The organism is Flavobacterium sp. (assembly GCF_027533505.1).
Classification (GTDB): domain Bacteria; phylum Bacteroidota; class Bacteroidia; order Flavobacteriales; family Flavobacteriaceae; genus Flavobacterium.
In genome coordinates, this window is sequence record NZ_JAPZUB010000004.1 from 1 (window position 1) to 24,452 (window position 24,452).

Annotated in this window: 24 protein-coding genes; 12 read left to right on the forward strand and 12 right to left on the reverse strand. The window is 40.5% G+C overall.

Annotation, left to right across the window (positions count from 1 at the left end):
* Nucleotides 1-239 precede the first annotated feature (239 nt).
* Both O9316_RS01005 and O9316_RS01010 read right to left on the reverse strand, forming a co-directional pair.
* Nucleotides 240-455, reverse strand: coding sequence for a hypothetical protein (locus O9316_RS01005; protein WP_298204459.1), 216 nt, complete (start codon nt 453-455; stop codon nt 240-242).
* Between the two features lie 109 nt (nt 456-564).
* A complete protein-coding gene (locus tag O9316_RS01010; RefSeq protein ID WP_298204457.1) occupies nt 565-2,154 on the reverse strand; it encodes a peptide chain release factor 3 in 1,590 nt (529 codons plus the stop codon).
* 194 nt (nt 2,155-2,348) lie between these two features.
* On the opposite strand from O9316_RS01010, the gene O9316_RS01015 reads away from it, so the two are divergent.
* From O9316_RS01015 to O9316_RS01035, 5 genes are all read left to right on the forward strand, one after another.
* Nucleotides 2,349-4,325, forward strand: a complete 1,977-nt coding sequence (locus O9316_RS01015) for a peptidylprolyl isomerase (RefSeq protein ID WP_298204456.1) — start codon at nt 2,349-2,351, stop codon at nt 4,323-4,325.
* Nucleotides 4,326-4,331: 6 nt separating this feature from the next.
* Entirely contained in the window at nt 4,332-5,735 is a 1,404-nt protein-coding gene (locus O9316_RS01020; protein ID WP_298204455.1) for a peptidylprolyl isomerase, read from the forward strand.
* Nucleotides 5,736-5,750: 15 nt separating this feature from the next.
* Complete coding sequence (locus tag O9316_RS01025; RefSeq protein WP_298204454.1) at nt 5,751-6,704, forward strand: MoxR family ATPase; 954 nt, start codon at nt 5,751-5,753, stop codon at nt 6,702-6,704.
* Nucleotides 6,704-7,060: a hypothetical protein gene (locus tag O9316_RS01030; RefSeq protein WP_298204453.1), complete on the forward strand. Its 357-nt coding sequence runs from the start codon at nt 6,704-6,706 to the stop codon at nt 7,058-7,060. Before O9316_RS01025 ends, O9316_RS01030 begins: the two co-directional genes overlap by 1 nt.
* A gap of 203 nt (nt 7,061-7,263) precedes the next feature.
* Complete coding sequence (locus O9316_RS01035) at nt 7,264-9,531, forward strand: aconitate hydratase (protein ID WP_298204452.1); 2,268 nt, start codon at nt 7,264-7,266, stop codon at nt 9,529-9,531.
* Nucleotides 9,532-9,619: 88 nt separating this feature from the next.
* Here the strand turns inward: O9316_RS01035 and O9316_RS01040 are convergent, their stop codons facing one another.
* The 4 genes from O9316_RS01040 to O9316_RS01055 form a co-directional block, all read right to left on the reverse strand.
* Nucleotides 9,620-10,045: a hypothetical protein gene (locus O9316_RS01040; RefSeq protein WP_298204451.1), complete on the reverse strand. Its 426-nt coding sequence runs from the start codon at nt 10,043-10,045 to the stop codon at nt 9,620-9,622.
* Between the two features lie 217 nt (nt 10,046-10,262).
* Entirely contained in the window at nt 10,263-10,658 is a 396-nt protein-coding gene (locus O9316_RS01045; RefSeq protein ID WP_298204450.1) for a hypothetical protein, read from the reverse strand.
* 154 nt (nt 10,659-10,812) lie between these two features.
* Nucleotides 10,813-12,261, reverse strand: a complete 1,449-nt coding sequence (locus tag O9316_RS01050) for a glyceraldehyde-3-phosphate dehydrogenase (RefSeq protein WP_298204449.1) — start codon at nt 12,259-12,261, stop codon at nt 10,813-10,815.
* 150 nt (nt 12,262-12,411) lie between these two features.
* Nucleotides 12,412-13,800: a trypsin-like peptidase domain-containing protein gene (locus O9316_RS01055; protein WP_298204448.1), complete on the reverse strand. Its 1,389-nt coding sequence runs from the start codon at nt 13,798-13,800 to the stop codon at nt 12,412-12,414.
* A gap of 134 nt (nt 13,801-13,934) precedes the next feature.
* Between O9316_RS01055 and dapF the strand changes: the two genes are divergently transcribed.
* From dapF to O9316_RS01080, 5 genes are all read left to right on the forward strand, one after another.
* Nucleotides 13,935-14,738, forward strand: a complete 804-nt coding sequence (dapF, locus tag O9316_RS01060; protein WP_298204447.1) for a diaminopimelate epimerase — start codon at nt 13,935-13,937, stop codon at nt 14,736-14,738.
* Complete coding sequence (locus O9316_RS01065) at nt 14,738-15,289, forward strand: GNAT family N-acetyltransferase (RefSeq protein WP_298204446.1); 552 nt, start codon at nt 14,738-14,740, stop codon at nt 15,287-15,289. Before dapF ends, O9316_RS01065 begins: the two co-directional genes overlap by 1 nt.
* On the forward strand, nt 15,276-16,310 hold the full coding sequence (mltG, locus tag O9316_RS01070) for an endolytic transglycosylase MltG (protein WP_298204445.1): 1,035 nt from the start codon (nt 15,276-15,278) through the stop codon (nt 16,308-16,310). Before O9316_RS01065 ends, mltG begins: the two co-directional genes overlap by 14 nt.
* 2 nt (nt 16,311-16,312) lie before the next feature.
* Complete coding sequence (locus tag O9316_RS01075) at nt 16,313-17,221, forward strand: DUF2279 domain-containing protein (protein ID WP_298204444.1); 909 nt, start codon at nt 16,313-16,315, stop codon at nt 17,219-17,221.
* Between the two features lie 98 nt (nt 17,222-17,319).
* The gene (locus O9316_RS01080) at nt 17,320-17,955 is read left to right on the forward strand and encodes a transglycosylase family protein (protein ID WP_298204443.1); all 636 of its coding nucleotides are present in this window, start codon (nt 17,320-17,322) and stop codon (nt 17,953-17,955) included.
* 28 nt (nt 17,956-17,983) lie between these two features.
* Here O9316_RS01080 and O9316_RS01085 read toward each other — a convergent pair whose 3' ends face one another.
* The 3 genes from O9316_RS01085 to dnaA are packed head-to-tail and all read right to left on the reverse strand — an operon-like array spanning nt 17,984 to nt 20,642.
* Complete coding sequence (locus tag O9316_RS01085) at nt 17,984-18,706, reverse strand: SAM-dependent methyltransferase (protein WP_298204442.1); 723 nt, start codon at nt 18,704-18,706, stop codon at nt 17,984-17,986.
* A complete protein-coding gene (locus tag O9316_RS01090; protein WP_298204441.1) occupies nt 18,706-19,173 on the reverse strand; it encodes a low molecular weight protein-tyrosine-phosphatase in 468 nt (155 codons plus the stop codon). Before O9316_RS01090 ends, O9316_RS01085 begins: the two co-directional genes overlap by 1 nt.
* 41 nt (nt 19,174-19,214) lie before the next feature.
* Nucleotides 19,215-20,642, reverse strand: a complete 1,428-nt coding sequence (gene dnaA, locus O9316_RS01095; RefSeq protein ID WP_298204440.1) for a chromosomal replication initiator protein DnaA — start codon at nt 20,640-20,642, stop codon at nt 19,215-19,217.
* Nucleotides 20,643-20,829: 187 nt separating this feature from the next.
* Between dnaA and O9316_RS01100 the strand changes: the two genes are divergently transcribed.
* Nucleotides 20,830-21,234, forward strand: coding sequence for a thioesterase family protein (locus O9316_RS01100; RefSeq protein WP_298204439.1), 405 nt, complete (start codon nt 20,830-20,832; stop codon nt 21,232-21,234).
* On the opposite strand, the gene O9316_RS01105 is transcribed toward O9316_RS01100, so the two are convergent.
* The 3 genes from O9316_RS01105 to ribD form a co-directional block, all read right to left on the reverse strand.
* Nucleotides 21,231-21,836, reverse strand: a complete 606-nt coding sequence (locus O9316_RS01105; protein WP_298204438.1) for a YigZ family protein — start codon at nt 21,834-21,836, stop codon at nt 21,231-21,233. The two genes, O9316_RS01100 and O9316_RS01105, sit on opposite strands and share 4 nt — an antisense overlap.
* 459 nt (nt 21,837-22,295) lie before the next feature.
* A complete protein-coding gene (locus O9316_RS01110) occupies nt 22,296-22,904 on the reverse strand; it encodes an HAD family phosphatase (protein WP_298204437.1) in 609 nt (202 codons plus the stop codon).
* Entirely contained in the window at nt 22,882-23,940 is a 1,059-nt protein-coding gene (gene ribD / locus O9316_RS01115) for a bifunctional diaminohydroxyphosphoribosylaminopyrimidine deaminase/5-amino-6-(5-phosphoribosylamino)uracil reductase RibD (protein WP_298204436.1), read from the reverse strand. Before ribD ends, O9316_RS01110 begins: the two co-directional genes overlap by 23 nt.
* A 26-nt stretch (nt 23,941-23,966) precedes the next feature.
* Between ribD and O9316_RS01120 the strand changes: the two genes are divergently transcribed.
* The gene (locus O9316_RS01120; protein WP_298204435.1) at nt 23,967-24,452 is read left to right on the forward strand and encodes a GNAT family N-acetyltransferase; all 486 of its coding nucleotides are present in this window, start codon (nt 23,967-23,969) and stop codon (nt 24,450-24,452) included.

Genomic DNA, 24,452 nt, shown 5'->3' on the forward strand with positions numbered 1-24,452 from the left:
GCTTTAGCACACAACTTAAGAAAGAAAATTGCAGCTTAAAGGCAATTTTAAACTCATTTTAAAATAGTAAACTTTTGATGAAAGTTTAATCAAATAAAAAAACCGTCTCAAAATTTTAGTATTGAGACGGCTTCTTTTTTATTGCTATGTTTTTGTTGTAAGCACCATAATGAGAAGTAAGGACACAAAAAAAGGAGCTGTTTACGAAAACAACTCCTTTTTATAATTTGTATTATGCTTTATGCTTTTTGTTTATTTCCTTTTAAAAGGTAGTATCCGTATACTAAAGAGATAAAAGTTAAAACATACAATTTTGTATCAATAGGGGCAGGTGCAGGGTCACCACCCTCCAATCCTCCACCGTCTTCATCATCCCCGGGCCCTTGGGCAAAGGTGGTCATAGTGTTGAATAAGACTATGCCTAAAACGGTTAAATAAACTAACTTGTTTTTCATCTTTTCAGATTTTGATGGCACAAAGATAGAATCATTTTTTAATAAAAACTTAAAATCATTAAAATAATCGTTTAAATTGGACTAAGAAACGATTAAAGTAATCCTTTACTTATTCTGATTCTGATGTAAAAAATAATTTCACACTAGGATATTTACTTTGCGTCATTTGTATGGTAAAATCAGAATCGGCCAAAAACACTAACTGTCCGTATTTGTCATGGGCTAAAAACTTTTGTTTGATGCGCTTGAACTCGGCAAATTCCTCGTTTTTAGGATCCTCAGGTTTTACCCAACATGCTTTATGAACGGGAAAATTCTCGTAGGAACATTTAGCGCCGTATTCATGTTCTAATCGGTATTGAATTACCTCATATTGTAAAGCACCTACCGTTCCAATGACTTTACGGTTGTTCATTTCCAAGGTAAACAACTGTGCTACCCCTTCATCCATTAATTGATCAATGCCTTTTTCCAATTGTTTTGCTTTCATGGGGTCGGCATTGTTGATGTATCGAAAATGCTCGGGTGAAAAACTTGGAATTCCCTTAAAATTCATTATTTCACCTTCGGTCAGGGTATCGCCAATTTTGAAATTTCCAGTATCATGTAAACCCACAATATCTCCTGGATAAGAGATGTCTACAATTTCCTTTCGCTCGGCAAAAAAGGCATTGGGACTCGAAAATTTTAACGTCTTTTGTAAGCGAACATGGGTGTACGGTTTGTTGCGTTCAAACGTACCCGATACAATTTTTACAAACGCCAAACGGTCGCGGTGCTTCGGGTCCATATTCGCATGGATTTTAAATACAAACCCCGATAACTTTTCTTCCTCAGGCTTCACCAAGCGGGTGTCGGAATCTTTGGGACGTGGACTTGGTGCGATTTCAATAAAACAATCCAAAAGTTCACGTACTCCAAAATTATTTAATGCCGATCCAAAGAAAACGGGTTGTAAATTCCCTTCGAGATAGGCTTCTCGATCGAATTCGGGGTAGACTTCTTGAATCAGCTCTAGTTCGTCTCGTAATTTGGCCGCCGCCTTTTCCCCAACCACTTGATCAAGTTCGTTGCTTTTTAAATCCTTTATTTCAACAACATCTTCAATGTTTTTTCTGCTATCACCACTAAAGAGATTGATATTCTTTTCCCATACATTATAAATCCCTTGGAAATCATAGCCCATCCCGATAGGAAAACTCATTGGCGTCACCTGAAGTCCGAGTTTTTTTTCCACTTCATCCATTAAATCAAAGGGATCTTTACCCTCACGATCCAATTTATTGATAAAGACTAAAATCGGAATCTTGCGCATACGGCATACTGAAACCAATTTTTCCGTTTGTTCCTCAACCCCTTTTGCCACGTCAATTACGACAATAACACTGTCAACGGCCGTAAGCGTTCGATAGGTATCCTCAGCAAAATCTTTGTGTCCAGGAGTGTCTAGGATATTGATTTTTTTATCCTTATAATTAAAAGCTAGTACGGATGTCGCTACCGAAATTCCTCTTTGGCGCTCAATTTCCATGAAGTCACTAGTGGCTCCTTTTTTTATTTTATTACTTTTTACCGCACCCGCCTCTTGAATGGCTCCTCCAAAAAGTAAAAGTTTTTCAGTGAGGGTTGTTTTCCCAGCATCAGGGTGAGAAATAATCCCAAAAGTGCGTCTCCGTGCGATTTCTTGTGTAAAATTCATAGCTTCAAAATTGGGTGCAAAAATAGTGTTTCTTTGCCAAAACCTTATGCAAACCTGGCGGAAAAACAACCTTGAATTGGTGTTAATAAATTTTTGTTAATAGTCGGTTACAACCTTGTGTAATAGTGCTGTTTTGTTACTTTTGTTGATTCATATTTACGCTCTTAAGCGCTTACGAAAAAATAATAATTTCTATGATGCGAATGAAAATAAGCTCTTTACTATTGGTGTTTTTTACCGTTTTGTCGGTACATTCTCAGCAACAAAATACAGCCAAAGAAGTTCTTTTTACCATTAATGACCAACCCTATTACACCGACGAATTTATTCGTGTATACCGCAAGAATTTAGATTTGGTAAAAGATGAGTCTCAAAAAGATTTAAATCAATACTTGGACTTGTACATTGGCTATAAGTTGAAAGTGAACAAAGCTTTTAAATTAGGACTACAGCAAGGAAGTGCTTATCAAAATGAGTTAAAATCGTACCGTACGCAACTTTCTAAGACCTATTTAATGGATTCAAAAGTTACCCAAGCCTTGATGGATGAAGGGTATGATCGTTTGCAAAAAGAAATAAATGCTTCTCACATTTTATTGATGGTAGATGAAAATGCAGCTCCCGCTGATACCTTAGCAGCCTATCAAAAAGCGATGGCTATTCGCGATCGTATTGTAAAAGGAGGGGAAGATTTTGGGGCGGTTGCGGAAGAAACTTCGCAAGATCCTTCGGCAAAAGAAAACAAAGGGAACTTAGGGTATTTTACTGCGTTTCGAATGGTTTATGCCTTTGAAAGCGGGGCGTACAAAACACCTGTGGGTAAAGTTTCAATGCCCGTGCGGTCTCGATTTGGGTATCATTTAATTAAAGTCAATGATATTCGAAATAATCGTGGCGAAATTTCAGTCTCTCATATCATGGTGCTCAAGCCAAAAGAAGGCGAAGATCCCTTAAAAGCCAAAACCAAAATCGATGAAATTTATCAAAAAATACAGCAAGGTGAAAGTTTTGAGGAATTGGCCAAACAATTGTCTGAAGACAAGTCGTCTTCTACGAAAGGGGGGCTGTTGAATAAATTTGCATCGGGTCAGTTGAGTTCTGAAGTTTTTGAAAATGAAGCATTTGCATTAAGCAAAGAACAGCCATTGTCCAAGCCTTTTGAAACGGCTTACGGTTGGCATATCGTTAAATTCAACGAAAAATATCCCTTGCGCAGTAAAGACGAAATGAAGTCTGAATTGGAAACAAAAATTGCACGTGACGACCGTTCGCGAAAAATTAGCGACGCCTTAGCGGTAAAATTGCGTCAAAAGTACCCGATGAAACGCGACAATAAGTTGTACAAAGAATTGGTCAAAACCCTTGACGATAATTTTTATAAAGGAGAGTGGAAAATGCCAGCTGATTTGACCAAATGCCAAGGCACGCTTTTCACCGTAGGGACGAAAGCGATAACAGGTGGCAACTTCTTGGATTTCCTCTACACACAACAAAAAAATGCAGCGGGGTTAAAACCGGTTGCCAAGTTGGCGGACTTTTATTTCGATCGTTTTGCCGATGAGCAACGCGCTTCTTACAATAATGAGAATTTAGAAAACGACCATCCCGAGTTTGCGGCTATCATGAATGAATATCGTGATGGTTTGCTTTTGTTTGATTTGATGGAAAAAGAAATCTGGCAACGATCGAAAACAGATACTTTGGGATTAAACGCTTTTTATGAAAATAACAAGCAGAAATATGTTTGGAAAACGCGTTATGATGCGGAAGTCTTTTCTTCAACACAACCTGATATCATGAAAAAAGTTATGGGGATGTTGAAAAAAGGAGCCACTGCTCAAGCGATTAAAGATAAGTTTAATACGGCCGAAAAATTAAATGTAATGATGTATGATGGGATTTATGAAGAAGGAGTGGATGCGCTTCCCAAAAATGTGAGTCCCGACTTAAAAGTTACCGATGTCTCTCAAAAAGGGGAGTATTATTATGTGGCACGCATACGAAAAGTCATACCTGCGGGGATAAAGACATTGGAAGAATGTAAAGGCCGTGTGACCAACGAATACCAACAATACCTCGAACAAAATTGGATCAACGAACTGAAGAAAGAGTTTACCATCAAGGTGAATAATGATGTTTTTGAACGGGTAAAACAACAAATTAAGAAATAAACATTCATGAATAGTACTTTTTCTATCTTTCGTATCCTCAGTGTTTTTCTTTTTTCCGTAGTAGCTGTATCGGCTCAGGAAATTATCCCCGAAAAACAGCCTGAAAAACCCGTTGAAAATCAGTTTCGAAAAAAACGTATTGACGGTATAGTAGCCACTGTAGGGGATTATAATATTTTGGATTCTGAAATTGATAAAACTTATCTTGAGATTGAAAGTCAAGGGCAATCTACCAAGGACATTACCCGCTGTCAGATTCTCGGGAAATTAATGGAGGAAAAACTGTATGCGCATCAAGCGATTCAAGACTCTATTCAAGTCAAAGATGAGGACGTTAAAGATCGAATGAACCAACAGATTGACTACATGGTAGAACAGTTAAAGTCGATGGATGCGGTGGTTAAGTATTTTAAGAAAGACAACGAAGATGAGTTTCGTACCGAATTGTTTGATATTTTGAAACAGCAACAGTTGGCTTCCGAAATGACTAAAAAAATTGTGAGTGCCGTTGAAATTACACCCGAAGAAACCCGCACTTTTTTTAAAAGTCTTTCCAAAGACGATCTGCCTCTTATCGGTGCTGAAGTAGAGGTTGCCCGAATTGTAATCAATCCCAAAGTGAGTGACGAAGAAAAAAAGGTAGTTATCGATCGCTTAAAGGAGATAAAAAACGAAGTGCTCAACGGTGCAAGTTTTACCACCAAAGCGGTTTTGTATACCGAAGACCCTGGCTCACGTTCGACAGGAGGGTATTACAAAATGAATAAGAAAACTCCTTTTGTCAAAGAGTTTAAAGATATTGCCTTTTCACTTCAAGAAGGTGAAATTTCGGAGCCTTTCGAAACAGAATTTGGATACCATATCATTTATTTGGAAAAAATTCGCGGTCAAGATTTAGAGATTCGTCATATTTTATTAAAACCCAAAGTAACGAGTGCTTCACTTAAAGAGGCGCGTGAAAAAGCGGAGTTGGTGCGTAAGCGTATCGCCGATAAAGAGCTGACTTTTGAAGAGGCTGCCCGTAAGTTTTCGGATGAGAAAGAAACCCGCGCTAACGGAGGGGTGTTAATTAATCCAAAAACGCAAGACACTCACTTTGAATTGACCAAAATGGATCCCGAAATGTACGGCCAAGTGTCCAATTTGAAGGGGGGCGAAATGACACCAGTGCTCTTTGACGATGACGGACGCAACGGAAAACGCTACATCATCATGTCAGTTACTTCCAAAATGGAAGAACATTTGGCTGATTTTAGTAAGGATTACACAAAAATTCGTGAGCTTGCACTAAAAGAAAAACAATTAAAAGCCATTGCTAAGTGGTTTGATGAAAAAATCAAAGAAACGTACATCAAAATCAATGCGGAATACCGCGACTGTAAATTCACCAATAACTGGTTAAAACAATAATTTAAACGCATTCCTATGTCAGACGTAACGGCTATTCAAAATCTTGTTGAAAAACGGAATCAGTTAAAAAACGAAATTGGAAAAGCAATTGTCGGTCAAGAGGCTGTAGTAGATCAAATTTTACTCAGTATTTTTTCGGGGGGACATGCTTTGCTCGTTGGGGTTCCCGGTTTGGCCAAAACATTAATGGTGAATACCATCGCTCAGGCGTTAGGATTGCATTTCAAGCGGATACAGTTTACCCCTGATTTGATGCCTTCTGATATTTTGGGAAGTGAAATTTTGGACGAAAACCGACAGTTTAAGTTTATCAAAGGCCCTGTTTTTTCCAATATTATTTTGGCGGATGAAATTAACCGAACACCACCCAAAACGCAAGCAGCTCTTTTAGAAGCGATGCAAGAGCGGGCAGTAACTATTGCCGGACACAATTACAAATTGGATTTGCCCTATTTTGTATTGGCAACCCAAAATCCCATCGAGCAAGAAGGAACTTATCCATTGCCAGAAGCGCAATTGGACCGATTTATGTTTGCCATCAAACTTGAATATCCCACTTTTGAGGAGGAAGTTCAAGTAGTTAAGTCTACCACCAACGACCAAAAGCCTGAAATTAATGCCTTATTTACGGCCCAAGAGATTATTGATTTTCAGCAATTGATACGACGCATTCCAGTGGCAGATAATGTGATTGAATATGCCGTAAGTTTGGTCAATAAAACTCGACCCAGTGGCGCTATGGCCGATGCTTATGTAAAGAATTATTTGGATTGGGGGGCAGGTCCTCGCGCTTCACAAAATTTAATCTTAGCCGCCAAAGCCCATGCAGCGTTTCAAGGAAAGTTTTCGCCCGATCGTGAAAATGTTCAGGCAGTGGCAGAAGGGATTTTACGTCACCGTATTATAAAGAATTACAAAGCTGATGCGGAGGGAATTACTGAAGAAATGATTATTCAAAAGCTGTTGTAATGGGACGTAAGTTGGTGGCATTGCTTCCAGAATTTCTCCTTTTTGGGGTTGCCCTTTTTTGGTTTCTAGAGCATTACTTGGGTTCGGGAACCGTATTTTATCCTGCTTTAATTGTAGGACTGTGTATTGGCATTAGTATTTTTTGGAAGCAACGAATCCTACGCCTTCTACTTGCAATGGGCGCTTTCGTTTTCGCAGGCTATTACACCTATGTGTTTTTTCAAATTTGGACCAATCGTTCAGAAGGACAAGGCTTAAATACGATGTTGTATTTTATGCTAATTCTTGTCTTAATCACACTATTTTCGGGGATTTCTTTAGTGTTTAAAGCCCTAAAAAAGGAAATGAATTTCTAGGGGTTTTCCCGTAGTTTGTTATTTTTAGTTAAAAAAATCAACTTATTTTAATTTTTCTTTTAATTATTCCCTTTTTAATAAAAATCATATAGCAATACTATGGTTTTTGCAAATTATTTCTTCTGATAAAGATATTTGATTAAAAATTTTTTAAAGAATATCGATTTCGTAAATTTGCGTTGCAAACAAATAAACCTTTATATATGGCTTTTGATATTGAAATGATTAAAAAGGTGTACGCCAACATGCCACAACGTGTCGATAAAGCACGTGCCTTGGTAGGTCGTCCGCTTACACTTTCAGAAAAGATTTTATATGCTCACTTATGGGAAGGAACTCCCTCGCAATCTTTTTCAAGAGGAAAAGATTATGTTGATTTCGCTCCTGACCGTGTCGCTTGTCAAGATGCAACGGCTCAGATGGCCTTGTTGCAATTCATGCACGCTGGGAAATCAAAAGTAGCCGTTCCTACAACCGTTCATTGTGACCACTTGATTCAAGCCAAAGTGGGGGCAAAAACCGATTTAGCGGTTGCCAATTCACAGTCGAAAGAAGTTTTTGATTTTTTATCTTCCGTTTCAAATAAATACGGTATCGGATTCTGGAAGCCCGGTTCTGGGATTATTCACCAGATCGTTCTAGAAAATTATGCATTCCCAGGCGGTATGATGATTGGTACTGATTCACACACTGTAAATGCTGGAGGTTTAGGGATGCTAGCAATTGGTGTGGGTGGTGCCGATGCAGTTGATGTAATGTCGGGTATGTCATGGGAGTTGAAGTTCCCTAAACTAATTGGAGTGAAACTAACCGGTAAATTGAACGGTTGGACGGCTCCCAAAGACGTAATTTTAAAAGTGGCCGATATCCTAACCGTAAAAGGAGGGACAGGAGCAATCGTTGAATATTTCGGCGAAGGAGCTATAGCAATGTCTTGTACAGGAAAAGGAACCATTTGTAATATGGGTGCCGAGATCGGAGCTACCACTTCAACTTTCGGATATGATGATTCGATGCGTCGTTATTTGATTGCCACAGGGCGCCAAGACGTAGTTGATGCTGCCGATCAAGTGGCCTCCTATTTGACTGCCGACCCTGAAGTATATGCAAATCCTGAAACGTACTTCGACCAATTGATTGAGATCAATCTATCGGAATTGGAGCCCCATATCAACGGGCCCTTTACACCTGATCGCGGAACACCTGTTTCAAAGATGAAAGATGAGGCCGCTAAAAATGGTTGGCCTTTGAAAGTAGAGTGGGGGTTGATTGGTTCTTGTACCAACTCTTCCTACGAAGATATGTCGCGCGCAGTCTCTATTGTGGAACAAGCTGTAGCGAATAATATTACCCCAAAAGCAGAATTTGGTATTAATCCGGGTTCAGAGCAAATTCGTTACACCATTGAGCGTGATGGTATTTTGGCTGCTTTTGAAAAAATGGGAACTAAAGTATTTACGAATGCTTGTGGTCCTTGTATCGGTCAATGGGATCGTGAAGGAGCCGATAAAGGCGAGAAAAACACCATTGTGCATTCGTTCAACCGTAACTTTTCGAAACGCGCCGATGGAAATCCAAATACCCATGCTTTTGTAACCTCCCCTGAGATGGTGGCCGCTTTGGCAATTTCTGGGCGTTTGGACTTTAATCCGATTACCGATACGCTATTGAATGATAACGGTGAAGCCATTAAATTAAATCCACCGGTAGGCGATGAATTGCCCAACCGAGGTTTTGATGTAGAAGATGCAGGATATCAAGCGCCTGCTTCTGACGGAAGTGCTGTTGAAGTGGTGGTATCGCCCACGTCAGAGCGTTTACAACTGTTGGATCCTTTTTCACCTTGGAACGGTCAAAACATTACGGGCGCAAAATTATTGATTAAGGCGTTTGGAAAATGTACCACCGACCACATTTCGATGGCAGGTCCATGGTTGCGTTTCCGTGGTCACTTGGATAATATTTCCAATAATATGTTGATTGGTGCGGAAAACGCTTTCAATGGAAAAGCAAATTCAGTGAAAAATCAGTTGACAGGCGCCTATGATGAAGTGCCAAAAGTACAGCGTGCTTACAAAGCGGCCGGTATTCCATCGATTGTAGTAGGAGACCAAAACTATGGTGAGGGATCGTCGCGTGAACATGCAGCTATGGAACCAAGACACTTAGGCGTTTCAGCTGTTTTGGTAAAATCATTTGCTCGTATTCACGAAACCAATCTTAAAAAGCAAGGGATGTTGGCACTAACGTTTGCTAATGAAGCTGATTACGATAAAATCCAAGAAGACGACACGTTCAACTTTGTGGACTTGACAGCATTCGCTCCAGGGAAGCCCTTAACCATTGAAGTAGTTCACGCTGATGGGTCTAAAGATACGATCATGGCGAATCACAGTTACAATGAGGGTCAAATCGAATGGTTTAAAGCGGGTTCTGCCTTGAATCTTATTGCTGCCGCTGGGAAAGCCTAAACGGTTAGTAATACATTTGCAATAAAAAAACGCCCCTTGCACAAGGGGCGTTTTTCGTAATAACCTAAAACAAAATATAATATGAGCATTATTCTTCAATGGCAATAGCACTTTGTGCTGTACTCGTGGGAACGTCGGGACGAACAGGTCTGTAAACCTCGGTTATGCCATTGCTCCGCACGACCGTATCATAATGAAATTCTACAGAGGTCAACCGATCGATTTCTTTGATGATACAACTTCCCGATACTTTAGCACCCTCAACTTCAAGCGTAATCCATGCGCCAGAGGTAGGTTTGTTTTGGGTAAAGTATTGAAACATCGCTTTGGAAATGGATTCCACCAAGTCTGCTCGTGCATGAAAGGTACTCACGATTACCGTGTGACCGCTCTGGTATCGAACAATGTATTCCATACCATTTTTACCATAAGCATAAGGCTTGATCGAATTACCTTGTGCAAAACTTTGTCCCATACTCATCATCCCCAGAATAAGAATGATAATGTATCGCATAGATTCGTAGGTTAAGTTACAATTCGATTTGGGGCAGAATTGTTTAAACTTGTTTACTTTCCTGAATCAAGTGTACGAACAAAATCGATAAAATACAAATAAAATCGACAAATGGTAATAAATGATATTATTTGTAATATAAATCTTATTTTTTACAAGATGAGGCAAAAAAAATCCCCCGACAAGGAGGAGTTTTCAATACGATTTAGCATAGGGATTACCCTTGATGCATTCGGTACAATTCGGTGATGCCATTCGGCCATTCGATTTTTTCAAAGTGAAATTCGACAGCCGTTAGTTTTCCTTTTTTAGTTACAATACATTTGCCCGTAACTTTTGCAAAATCACCATCGATAGTCACCGTCACGGGACCCGAATCATTATTTCGTAATTCATCCCAATAATATTGGTACACTTTATTGGCGATGTCTTCTTTGATACTTAGTTTGGAGTTGTACGTGCTTACAATTATGGTCTCTTTGGGAGAGGTGGCAATGAGTTCCATGCCATTGTAACCGTAGCGATACGTTTTGACACATTGTTCTTTACAAGTGCTTTGTGCTGATGCAAAGGTAGCAAACAACAGGAGCATTAGCGTGGTGCATTGTTTCATAGTTAAGTAGTTTGGGATCTAACTTGGGGCGAATTTAAAAAAATAATTTAGATAAAAAACAATAACTCGGTGAATTATAGCATTTTTCAGATTATTTTATGAAAAAAGTCCGACACTTCTTAAGCACCGGACTTTTTTTTTGAATTAATAACTATTAATAGTACGTATAGCGTCGTACTTTGGAAATGTATTTCGCTAGGCGTATCACCTGATGACTGTATCCATACTCGTTGTCATACCAAACGTATAAGACAATATTTTTTCCATCGCCTGAAACAATAGTAGCGTTGCTGTCATAAATGGATGGTGCTGAAGTGCCTACAATGTCAGAAGAAACCAACTCGTTGTTGAGTGAATATTTGATTTGCTCTACCAATTCCCCTTCTAAGGCATATTTTCGCATAATGTTATTGACTTCCGCTACCGTAGTCGTTTTTCCTACTTCCAAATTCAAAACGACCAATGAACCATTGGGTACGGGAACACGAATTGCATTGGAGGTTAGTTTTCCAGCCAAACTTGGCAAGGCTTTAGCAACAGCACTCCCAGCTCCCGTTTCGGTTATTACCATATTCAGGGCTGCGGCTCTTCCACGACGGTATTTTTTGTGCATGTTATCGACCAAATTCTGGTCGTTGGTGTAGGCATGAATCGTTTCTAAGTGTCCTTTTACCACACCAAGGGTATCTTCAATGGCTTTTAAAACTGGGGTAATCGCGTTGGTAGTACATGATGCCGCGGAATAAATTTTAACTTCATCCGGATTATAATCATTATGATTTACCCCGTGAACAATATTGGGTACGCCTTTTCCTGGCGCTGTAAGCAATACTTTTTCAACCCCTTTGGATGTCAAATGTCTTTTTAACGCTTCTTCCGTAGTAAACGCTCCTGTATTATCAATAACGAGCGCCTCTTCAATTCCGTATTGGGTATAATCAATTTCCTCGGGACCCGCAGCGGTAATGATATGCACTGTAGTTCCATTGATGATAAGGGCATTATTTTCGACATCGGCTGAAACAGATCCTTCAAAATCGCCATGAACAGAGTCGTACCGCAACAAGGAAGCTCTTTTTTCCAATGACTGTGCATCGTTGCGGTCACGGGTAACAATAGCACGTAAACGCAATTGTTCCCCTTTTCCAATTTTACTCATCATTTCTCGAGCGAGCAAACGACCAATACGTCCAAAACCATATAAAACCACATCTTTAGGCTTGATTTCCTGCGATTTTTTGGATTCCTTTAAACGATCAATCACAAAAGCACGCGGATCATGCACCGCATTAGTGTCCATGTGGAATTCGTAAGTAAGCTTTCCAATATCAATGCGTGAGGGCGGTAAATCAAGATTCGATAAGGCTTTGGCAATTTCAACAGTATCAAAAACATTTATTGGTTTTTGAATGAATTCCCCCGCATATTCATGCAAGTTCATTACATCGCTTACATTTCGATTCAACAAAGGATTGCGGAAGAAGATTAACTCTATGGATTTGTCATACCATAAATCACTCACAATTTTGATGATGTCGATGGCTGCTTTTCTTCGGTCAACTTGAAAAGCAAGTTCCTTTTCGTACTGTTGGTTTGTTGTCATGATTGAAAAGATAAGGTGGAGTTGTGTTTTAAAATTTGGTGCAAAAGTAATCAACTATAACGTTTTCGTAAAATAAATTGAAACATTTTTTTCAAAAAAAATAGCCACCCGTCTGTACGAATGGCTACTGCGTTTTTTTGAAGATTTTGGTTAGATTATAAAGCGTAAAATCTGACCGTTTTTGGTGAGTAAACGCACACTCGCTCCCTCGCGGTCATCTTTGTTTCCGAGCATTTTGGAAACCGCCTCTACATCCGCTGCATTCGTATTGTCAATGCTCAATATAATGCTTCCCACCAATTCATCTTTGTAGGGTAGTAATCGCTCATTGGTCACATTTTTAATCCGCACTCCCGATTCAATATTGTACCGTTTTTTATCGGCAGCCGACAGATTTTCCAATTCTAAGCCTCTAAATTCTGTATTAATCACATCGTTCTTGACTAAGGTTACCGGAATTACTTTGGTTTGCCCTTCACGAATCACCGTTACATTAATTCGGTCGTTGGGTCGTTTGGTATTCAAATACCCCGTTAATTCAGGATAGGTAGTTATCTTTTGGTTGTCCAATTTTACAATAACATCTCCTTTTTTGATGCCTGCTTTTGCCGCTCCCGAATTTTCAATCACATTAGTTATGTAATAGCCTTCCGTTTGCTTGATGCCCAACTCTTTGGCCCGAACCCCATTCAATTCATTTCCAACAGCGCCCAAAACACCGCGTTGTACATTCCCAAACTCCATGATGTCTTCAATGATTTTTCGGGTAATGTTGGAGGGTACAGCAAAAGAATATCCCGCATAACTTCCCGTAGGAGAAGAAATCATGGTGTTAATTCCAATCAACTCGCCACGCGTATTGACCAATGCACCTCCACTGTTTCCTGGATTTACCGCCGCATCTGTTTGAATAAAGGATTGAATACCATTGGTGTCCAAATTACGCGCTTTGGCCGATACAATCCCCGCTGTTACTGTTGAGGTTAAATTGTACGGGTTACCTACCGCCAACACCCATTCGCCAACACGAACTTGATCAGAATCGGCGAAGGTGGCATAGGGGAGTTTTTCATCGGCGTCAATTTTTAACAAAGCAATATCCATTTTAGAATCGGTTCCAATTAACTTCGCCTTATACACTTTTTTATTGTTTAAAGTGACTTCAAGTTGATTGGCATCTTTGATCACGTGGTTGTTGGTCACAATATAGCCGTCTTGCGAAATAATTACACCCGAACCGGTACCGATTTGCTCTTGTTGAATCCCGCCGCGCGCGCCATAGAAAAATTCACGAATCGGGTCGTAAACTGTGCGAACCGAAACATTTTTAACGTGAACTACCGTATGTACCGCTTGATCGGCTGCCGCAGTGAAATCTATATTTTCTGCGCCCAAGGTCACATTGCGTGAGCCATATTGGGGTGCCATGGTTACAATTGAATTCCCCTTGCGTTGGGATTCAAAAAACAGTTTATACCCTACCAACGTAGTGGCTCCACTTACAATGGCTATAAATAATAATGCACTATATCGTTTCATTTCTTTAATTTTTATCTACTATTTAACCTCAAAATTATAAAATTATTACCCGGTCATTTTTCCTTTAACGCTCGTTTAACATTGTTTGGCGTGCCTTTAATATTTGTAACTTTGTACTTTAGGTTCGTATAAAAATGACTATTCCCTTTTACAAATACCACGGCACAGGAAACGACTTTATACTGATTGACAACCGTCAACTCACGTTTCCCAAAAATGATACCAAAACCATCCAATATATGTGCAACCGACGCTTTGGCATTGGTGCCGATGGGTTGATTTTGTTGGAAAATGACAATTTGACCGACACGTCTGCCGAAAAGGTCGATTTTAAAATGGTGTATTATAATGCCGACGGACAAGAGAGCAGTATGTGTGGAAACGGAGGGCGTTGTTTGACCGCATTTGCCAAAAAGTTGGGCATTATCCATACTTGTGCTACATTTTTGGCAGTGGACGGTTTGCATCATGCAACGATTTCCGATTCAGATGTGGTCTCACTACAAATGATAGATGTAAACGAAATTTCGTTTCAATCCGATTATGTTTTTCTCAACACGGGTTCACCGCATCATGTAACCTTGGTCGACGATTTGGATCAGCTTGATGTTAAAAAAGAAGGGGCAGCTATTCGGTATTCAAAATTGTACGGACAGGCGGGGAGTAATGTCAATTTTGTGCAACCATTGAGCGATAATCATTTTCGATTGCGAACCTATGAACGGGGAGTAGAAGATGAAACGCTGTCTTGCGGAACGGGGGCTACAGCGGTTGCTATAGCCATGCAGGCGCTGGGAAAAACGCATGCCTCTTTGATTGATTTAGCGGTAGAAGGCGGGAAGCTACAAGTTTCCTTTACGGTGGTGGACGGAAGATACACCCAAGTGCATTTGATTGGGCCTGCTACATTTGTATTTGAAGGAAAAATAGAACTCTGATGCAAACATTACAAGGACATTCGGTTTATCTACGTGCTTTAGAGCCTGAAGATTTAGAGTTTTTATATGCTATTGAAAATGACGAATCCATTTGGGAAGTGAGCCATACCCTCACGCCTTACAGTCGGTTTTTGATTCGGCAATACCTCGAAAACGCGCATCACGATATTTTTGAAGCCAAACAACTTCGTTTAGCCATTTGTTTACAAGGATCGGCCACGGCGATTGGTTTAATTGATCTTTTCGATTTTGACCCAGTGCATCGACGTGCAGGAATTGGCATCCTTATCAAAGATGAAGAGGATCGCGGGAAGGGCTTAGGTAAAGAAGCGCTAGAGTTGCTCATAAAGTATGCTTTTCATCACTTGCAATTGCATCAGGTCTATGCAAATATCGGTGTAGAAAATACCGCAAGCACCGCTCTTTTTACTACATTTGGCTTTCAAAAAATTGGCCTGAAAAAAGATTGGATTTATCGAAACGGGCAGTATTTTGACGAAGCACTTTATCAATTGATTCAAAACAAAAACAACGAACATGTTCGCGAATAAGAAAAAACTACTTTACATCCTTGGAGGTTTGGCTTTGCTTATAGGAATAGCGGGTTACCTGCGTTTTTTTGCTTCCAATACTACTTTCAATGAAAATGAGAAATGGGTTACTATACCTACAGGCTCTACTTTTGAAGATGTCAAAAAAATAATGGCGCCCTACATCAACGGTATGGGCGGTTTTGAAAATATGGCGGCGCTTCGTCGGTACGATAAAAATGTGAAGCCCGGTCGGTTTTTATTGGAGAAAGGAATGGGGAACTTCGGTTTGGTAGCCGCTTTACGTCACAACAGACCAGTAAAGCTAACCTTCAACAACCAAGAACGTTTGGAGGATTTGTGTGTGCGTTTTAGCCAACAAATAGAACCCGATACGACCCAACTTTTGAGGGTGTTCCGGGATAGTGTATTTTTAAAAGAAAATGGTTTTACCAAAGAAAATGTGATGGCGATGTTCATTCCCAATTCGTATGAATTTTATTGGAATGTTTCGGCGGAGAAATTTCGCGATAAAATGCTTCAAGAATACAAACGTTTCTGGAATGCCGATCGGCTGGCTAAGGCCGAAAAACTTGGGATGTCTCCTGTTGAAGTGATTACACTGGCCTCTATTGTTCATAAAGAAACAGTAAAAAAAGATGAACGTCCTCGCGTTGCTGGGGCTTATTTGAATCGTATAAATCAAGGTATGCCATTGCAAGCCGATCCCACAGTTATTTATGCATTGAAATTAAAATCCAATGATTTTACGCAAGTAATCAAAAGGGTCTTGTTTGCCGATTTATCGATTGATTCACCCTACAATACGTATGTATATGCAGGGTTGCCTCCAGGACCTATTGCCATGCCCGATATCTCTGCAATTGATGCTGTCTTACAACCCGAAAAACATAATTTTATATTTTTCTGTGCTAGCGTAGATCGTTTTGGGTACCATGAGTTTGCATCTTCATATGCCGAACATCAAATCAATGCAAAACGCTACGCCGATTGGATTAATTCAACAGGTACAACGCGATAACCATGTTCCGGTGGTTGCTTTTATTTGTTGGACTCTTCGCGGGGAGTTTGCATGCGCAACAAGAATCGTATTCGTTTCTAAAACCATCAGATACCTTACATATTCCCCGAAGAAATGCCGTTGTAATCACCACTGCTGGATTGGGGGCAACCGCATTGGTTGGTCTTCATCAATTATGGTATAAAGGGTATCCCCAATCGCAATTTCATTTTATAAATGACAATAACGAATGGCTACAAATGGACAAAGCGGGACATGTATTTTCCTGTTACCATTTAAGCCGGTTAGGTGCCGAGTCGTTTCGTTGGGCAGGGATGACGACCAAAAGTCAGTTGCTTTATGGGTCGGCCTCCGCTTTAGCCTTTATGACTGCTGTTGAAGTTTTTGATGGATTCTCGGCCGAATGGGGAGCCTCATGGGGCGACATCATTGCCAATACTTCTGGAACGGCTTTGTATGTGGGACAAGAATTACTGTGGAAAGAGCAACGAATTGTACCCAAATTTTCCTTCCAACAAACCCATTTTGCGCCCCAACGCCCCACTATTTTAGGCTCAAGTTTTCAAGAGCAACTGCTTAAAGATTACAATGGTCAAACGTATTGGTTGTCGTTTACTTTAGCCGATTTTTTTAAATCTTCAAAAATTCCACCTTGGTTGTGTATTGCTTTGGGATACGGAGCCGACGGTATGCTCGCCGGTCGCAGTGAGTCAAAGGCATTTTTGGCGGGGGGCAATGACACGCGTCAACGACAGTTTTATCTTAGTTTGGACATAAATCTAACGAAAATACGCACAAATAATAGGCTTTTAAAAACCCTTTTTTCTGTTTTTAATGTGGTGAAAATTCCAGCGCCAACCCTTGAATATCAAGCCTCCGGAAAGTGGATTGGGCATTGGATTTATTTTTAAGAATTAATTAACTGCCTGATATTCAAGTTTTATATTAAAAAAGGTCGTATATTTGCCCCCGCTAATCAAGTGGTGACAGGACTTGGAAAACACACTTTATGATCAGAAAATGGACGTATTACCTTACCATTTTACTTGTTATCGGATTTATTAGTTCCGCATTCAAACCTCTCAATGTCGAAGCACACGATTGGTTTCACATTAGTGAAGATGAGGAATTGTTGTATCAATATCCTTCTTTAAATCCCTCAGATTACACCCACAATGCCATTCCTTTTACAGGGAAATATTTTATCGGTTTCCGCGAAGCACTTGCTTTTAAGGAATCGCAGGGCAATTACCGAAAAGTGAATACCAAAGGATTTATGGGGAAGTACCAATTTGGAACACAAACCTTAGCCTCGATAGGTGTCCATAATCCTTCTGCCTTTATGCGCAGTCCAGAAATGCAAGAAAAAGCTTTTGTGGCTTTGTTGAAAAAGCACAAATGGATATTACAGGACGAAATTAAACGCTATCGCGGAAAGACCATTGATGGCGTGTATGTTACGGAGTCGGGTATTTTGGCAGCGGCTCATTTGGGTGGACCGGGTTCGGTACGCCGATTTTTAGAGTCGCAAGGAAAACGCAAATGCCATGATGGTTATGGTACTTCGGTGAAAACCTATATGAAACGATTCGGGGGCTACGAAACCCACCAGATTAAAGCGGAGAAAAATCCGAAAGTAAATTAATTAAGAGAACCTCCTTTAGGAGGTTTTTTTATGCGTTTTTGTGAAGAATAAAGAGGGTAGGGCGCTTGTCAAGGTCTACTTTATTGCGTTTCCAATCGGCAATTCGTAAGGTTTTGATGTATTCGGTGGGAAGCGTAATATCGGTTGCCACACAGAGTAAGGTGTTGGGATGCAATGTTTGCATCAAATCGTCCATGAGTTTATTGTTTCGATACGGTGTTTCGATAAATAATTGCGATTGATTGCGTTCTTGAGAGAGACGTTCCCAGTTTTTTAGGGTAGCTTTTTTATCATTTTTATCAATGGGTAGATATCCGTTAAATGCAAAACTTTGGCCATTCATCCCACTAGCCATCAACGCCAGCAAAATCGAGGAAGGACCCACCAAAGGAATGACTTGTATGCCCAATTCGTGTGCTAATTTTACAATAACAGCACCCGGATCGGCAACGCCTGGACAACCGGCTTCACTCATTAAACCTACCGATATTCCCTCCAAACAAGGTTGTATCATTCCGCGATGTTCCTGTACATCCGTATGTTTGTTTAAGGTGTAAAGGTGTAAAGAAGGTTGCGGTTTTTCAGGAGCAATTTTTTTGATAAATCGACGAGCCGTTTTCTCATTTTCAACCACATAATAATCTAAGGTTTCTACAGCCCGTTGTACTGTAAAAGGCAAGACTTCCATAGGGTTGTTTTCGCCCAATGGTATAGGAATAAGGTATAGTTTGCCTTTAGGATTTGATTCCATCAACTCGATTTTTCCAATAAACGTTGGGCAATAATATCGGTGGCTTCGTCAAGCATTTCATAGACCATGTCGAACCCATTTTGCAAACCGTAGTACGGATCGGGAACGTCAACATTGTCGCCGGGGAATAAGGCGTTTAGAATCAAATCGACTTTCTTTTTATGGGATTCGTTTTTTGCCAAAGCAATCACATCGTCGTAATTGGAATTATCCATCACGAAAATATAATCAAAGGTGTCAAAGTCACGAGAGGTAAATTGTCGGGCGCGTTGTTGTGCTATGGAAAGACCGTTTTTCTCCGCAGTGGCTATGGAACGCGCATCCGGTTGACGGCCTACATGGTAATTTCCTGTACCCGCCGAGTCTACGATGAATTTGTCTTGTGGTAATTTAGATGCTAAAAGACCCTCCGCCAAAGGAGAACGGCAAATGTTTCCTAAGCAAACCATCAAAATTTTTACGGACATGATACTAGGCTAAGAATTTCGCACAAAAGTACGAAACCCATCTACAACGACAACTTTTTGTTGATATCTTCCACAAACTTTTTAAACTGTTTGTCGGTAGCGACAAGGTTGTCAACCGTTTTACAAGCATGCAAAACTGTGGCGTGATCGCGATCACCAATTTTAGCCCCAATATTGGCTAAAGAAGCTTTGGTAAATTTTTTAGCAAAAAACATAGCCAATTGGCGCGCTTGTACCACATGACGTTTGCGCGTTTTGGATTGTAACGTGTCAATATCCAGTTGGAAATAATCGGAAACTACTTTTTGGATGTAGTCGATTGAAATCTCACGTTTCACATTTTTCACAAACTTTTCGACAATGCTCTTCGCTAAATCGAGGGTAACTTCTTTTTTGTTGAAAGATGATTGCGCAATAAGGGAAATAATGGCTCCTTCCAATTCTCGTACATTGGATTTAATGTTTTGAGCAACATATTCCACGATTTCATTGGGCATTTCTACGCCGTCGCGGAACAAAATGTTGCGTAAAATCGATACGCGTGTTTCATAATCGGGTTGATGAAGCTCTGCGGAGAGTCCCCACTTAAAGCGCGACAACAACCGTTGCTCAATGTCTTGCATGTCGACAGGCGCTTTGTCCGAAGTCAAAATCACTTGTTTTCCATTTTGATGCAAGTAGTTGAATATGTGGAAGAATACATCTTGTGTTCCTGATTTACCCGATAAAAATTGAACATCATCAATAATCAAAACATCAATGAGTTGATAAAAATGGATAAAATCATTGCGGTTGTTCTTTTTTACCGAATCAATATATTGTTGGGTAAACACTTCAGCAGAAATGTACAATACCGTTTTCTCAGGATATTTATCTTTAATTTCTACCCCAATCGCATGTGCCAAATGGGTTTTTCCCAAGCCAACGCCTCCAAAAATCAATAAAGGGTTAAACGAGGTTCCCCCCGGTTTATTGGCTACTGCCAAACCAGCCGAGCGCGCCAAACGATTGGAATCGCCCTCCAAGAAGTTGTCAAAACTGTAATTCGGATTTAACTGCGATTCGATTTTGACGTTGCGAATGCCCGGAATCACAAACGGATTTTTAAGTTCAGGATTCAAGTTTTTGAAGGGAGCATCGACATTTTGAGATTTAATAGGACTACGATGCGCACTAGGCAACTGTTCCGTAAACGGCTGTTTGTTGCCGTACGTGTTTTCCATCTTAATTTTATACAGTAACTTTGCGTTTTTCCCTAGCTCACGGGTCAGGGCAACTTTTAACAGCTTTACATAGTGTTCCTCTAGCCATTCGTAAAAGAATTTACTAGGAACTTGAATGTATAACGCATTATCAGTAAGTTCAACGGATTTGATCGGTTCAAACCAAGTTTTGTAAGCTTGCTCTTGAATATTGTCTTTGATAAAAGACAGACAATTTTCCCATACTGATTGCGCAGTTTTACTCATAAATCTGTTAAAATTAATACTTTAGTTAAAGGTTCTGTTGCTGAGGAAAAGTGGGAAAAATATCCCTGATTTTGGGTTAACAAATATGTGAACAATTTTGGTTAAAAAAAAATTAAACCCTATTGATTTTTTGAAAATATTGTTGTAAAGAAAACAAGAATCATAGATTAACAGCATAAAAATATAGATGAAATTAAACGAAGTACAAATTCGCGTTCGCTACAGCGAAACCGATCAAATGGGGGTGGTGTACCATGGGAGTTATGTCCCGTATTTTGAAATTGGACGTGTGGAATGGCTTAGAAATCAAGGGATTTCTTATAAAGCGTTGGAAGAGAGCGGTGTGGCATTACCCATTGTTTCCATGCACATCAATTACAAAAAACCGGCCCGCTACGACGATCTGCTCACGGTCATTACACGATTACGGCAATATAAAGGGGTAAAGATTGAATTTGATTGCGAAATCCGCAGTGAATCCGATGAGTTATTAACAACTGCTCATTTTATCCTTGTTTTTGTCGACGTAAAAACAGGACGCCCCATCATTCCCCCCGCCGAAGTTTTAGCCATTATTGACTCCGTTTCTTAATCGATCAATTCCCATGTAATATCGTGCCAAGCTGCAAGAACTCCCTGCAACTTTTCTACGTTCTTTTTGCGGGTAGCGACAATCATCTCACAGCGCATTTCGTGCGATTGATGGGTAATGGTTAATTGGTGTTCCTTAACCAAACGCATCACTTTGTTGAGCATGGGGTAATCAAAGCCTATTTTAAACGCAACATCGATTGTACGTTCTTCAATTTGTGCCGTTTCCAAGGAGCATAGAGCCGTCATACGATAGGCTGTCATGAGTCCACCAACGCCCAATTTAATGCCGCCATAATACCGAACTACTACCACTAACACATTGGTGAGATCAAACGACAACAACTGTCCATAAATAGGCATTCCAGCGGAGTTAGAAGGTTCCCCATCGTCGTTGGCACGGTACTGTTTTGTCTCCGCGCCCAATTGATAAGCGTAACAAAAATGAACCGCCCCCAGATGTTCCTTTCGCAGTTGTTCAAGATACGTTTTAACTTCCGCTTCTGTTTTTACAGGAAACGCATAGCCCAAAAACTTACTCTGTTTTTCTTTAAAAAGAACCGGTGCCGTCGCAGCAGCAATAGTACGATACGTATCCTTCAAGGCACAACTAGTTAAGACCGCAAAAATATAAAGTTTATGGAGAATATGGGCGTTACCTTCGGCCCGGGCTTTCGGGAGTCGCTGCCCTCGTACCTCAGGCGAGCTTCAACAATCCCTCAATCCCTAACGCGGTTATGTGCAAATGAGGCAATGTGTCAATGTGTCAATGTGTCAATGTGTAAAAGTGGAATGAGTTTAAAAGTGTAGTAGTGTATAAGTTACAGGGGTTCAATATTCAAATTCCAAATCACAAATTCCAAATCACAAATTCCAAATCACAAATTCCAAATCACAAATTCCAAATCACAAATTCCAAATTCCAAATCACAAATTCCAAATTCCAAATCACAAATTCCAAATTCTAAATTCCAAATCCCGACAACCAACAACCGACAACCAACAACCAACAACCGACAACCAACAACCAACAACCAACAACCAATAACCAACAACCTGCTTCTACAACGGAAACTCCTTATGCTGAAACAACTCGGTCACGTCTTCTTTACCTACTTGTAAGTTCCATACATACAAGCCCAAGGCTTCCGCAGCGTCGGTGTTGACTTTTTTGTCGTCGATAAACAAAGTCCGTTTGGGCGACAGATCGTATTTGTTCAGGATGTGCGTGAAAATCTCGGGCTCGGGTTTGCGCATACGCATTTCGTAAGAGTAGAACACCTTTTCAAAACAATTGTAAAAATCGGTGTAAAACGACATGCCCACGGTATGTTCAAACCGACTGATGTGAATTTCATCGGTATTGGTCAACAAAAACAACCGGTACTTTTTGGAAATCATCTGTAAAAACTCCAAACGCTCTAAAGGAAATTCCCCAATAATAGTATTCCACGCGTCTCGTATCTCTAATAAACTTGCTTTGGGGATGTAGCGCTGAAAAGATTCCAAAAACTGCTGTTCGGTAATTTTGCCTTTTTCAAACAAATCATTTTGTGCAATTAAATCGTCATTAGGACCGTCTAATCCCAATTTTTTAAAGGCTTCAATTTGCGCTTCTTTCTCCAAATTGATGAAGATATCGCCAAAGTCAAAAATGATTGCGTTGATCATAACGGTAATACCAATTTAGGTTGTTGTTCTCTATTTTTTCACTCCAAACCGGAAGGGCTTCAAATCGGGGCGCAGGAATCCCTTGTCCCCATTGTTCCGCACTTTCAAAAACCCGAGCTTCATCCCATAATCCTGCATCAATAAAGAGCTGCAAGGTTTTTGCCCCTCCTTCAATAATCACGGATTGCAGTCCTTTTTGGTATAAAATTCGTGCTATTTGTTGCGGGAGTGAACCATCAAATATACAATTTTGATACGCAACTCGGTTGTCCAACAAACTTTTTTTAGCCTCCGTGATCACCAAAGTAGGTTGTGTTCCATCCAAAACACGATAGGAAGGGTCAATTTTTCCCTCACGATCCAAAACGATACGAACGGGAGCATTTCCAAACCATTCTCGGGTATTCAACTGCGGATTATCATCCACTACCGTTTTGGTTCCCACCAAAATAGCCTGCTCTTCACTACGCCATTGATGCACTTTTTGACGGGCATAGGCATTGGAAATCCAAACGGGTTTTTGGGCCTCTTTTTCCAAAGGGGCTATAAAACCATCGGCCGTTTGAGCCCACTTCAATAGAATATAGGGGCGGTGCTCGTTATGAAAGGTAAAAAAACGACGATTCAAGCTTTGGCATTCGCGTTCCAATACCCCTACCACCACGGTTCGCCCTGCTTCACGGAGTTTTTGAATGCCACGACCCGCCACGGCTGCAAAAGGATCTACAGTCCCCACCACCACGGTCGGAATCCCTTTTTCTAAAATTAAATCACTACAAGGAGGCGTTTTTCCAAAGTGATTGCACGGTTCCAAACTCACATAAATTGTAGCTTCTTTCAGGAGTTCAGGATTCTTAACCGACCGCACCGCGATGACTTCAGCATGAGGCTCACCTGCTTTGCGATGCCAACCTTCGCCAATAATCCTGTCGTTTTGAACAATCACGCTGCCCACCATCGGATTCGGATAGGTTGACCCTAAGCCATTTTCTGCCAATTGCAAGCACCGTTGCATGTATTTTTCATGTATCTTCACCCCACAAAAATACGATTACCTCGCCAATGAAATCCATATCGATACGTAAAATTCAACCTAGTGATAACGCAGCCATGGCCAAGGTGATTCGGACTGTTTTTGAACAGGAAGGCTACCCACTTACCGGTACAGCCTATGCCGATCCACAGTTGGATTCCCTCTACGAAACGTATCAAGTCCCCAAATCTTTGTACTTCGTAATTGAATTCGAAGGCCAAATACTGGGCGGTGGCGGCATAGCTCCGCTGGATAATGGAGATGCGACCACCTGCGAATTGCAAAAAATGTATTTTCTACCCAATATTCGCGGTAAAGGCGTGGGCCAACAATTGATTCAACAATGCCTAACAGCGGCAGTTCAACTAGGCTACCACCACTGTTATTTGGAAACGTTACCCCAAATGAAAACCGCCCAACATGTATACCAAAAAATGGGATTTACCTATTTGGATGCCCCAATGGGAAGCACCGGACATACCAGCTGTCCCGTATGGATGATAAAATCACTCTAA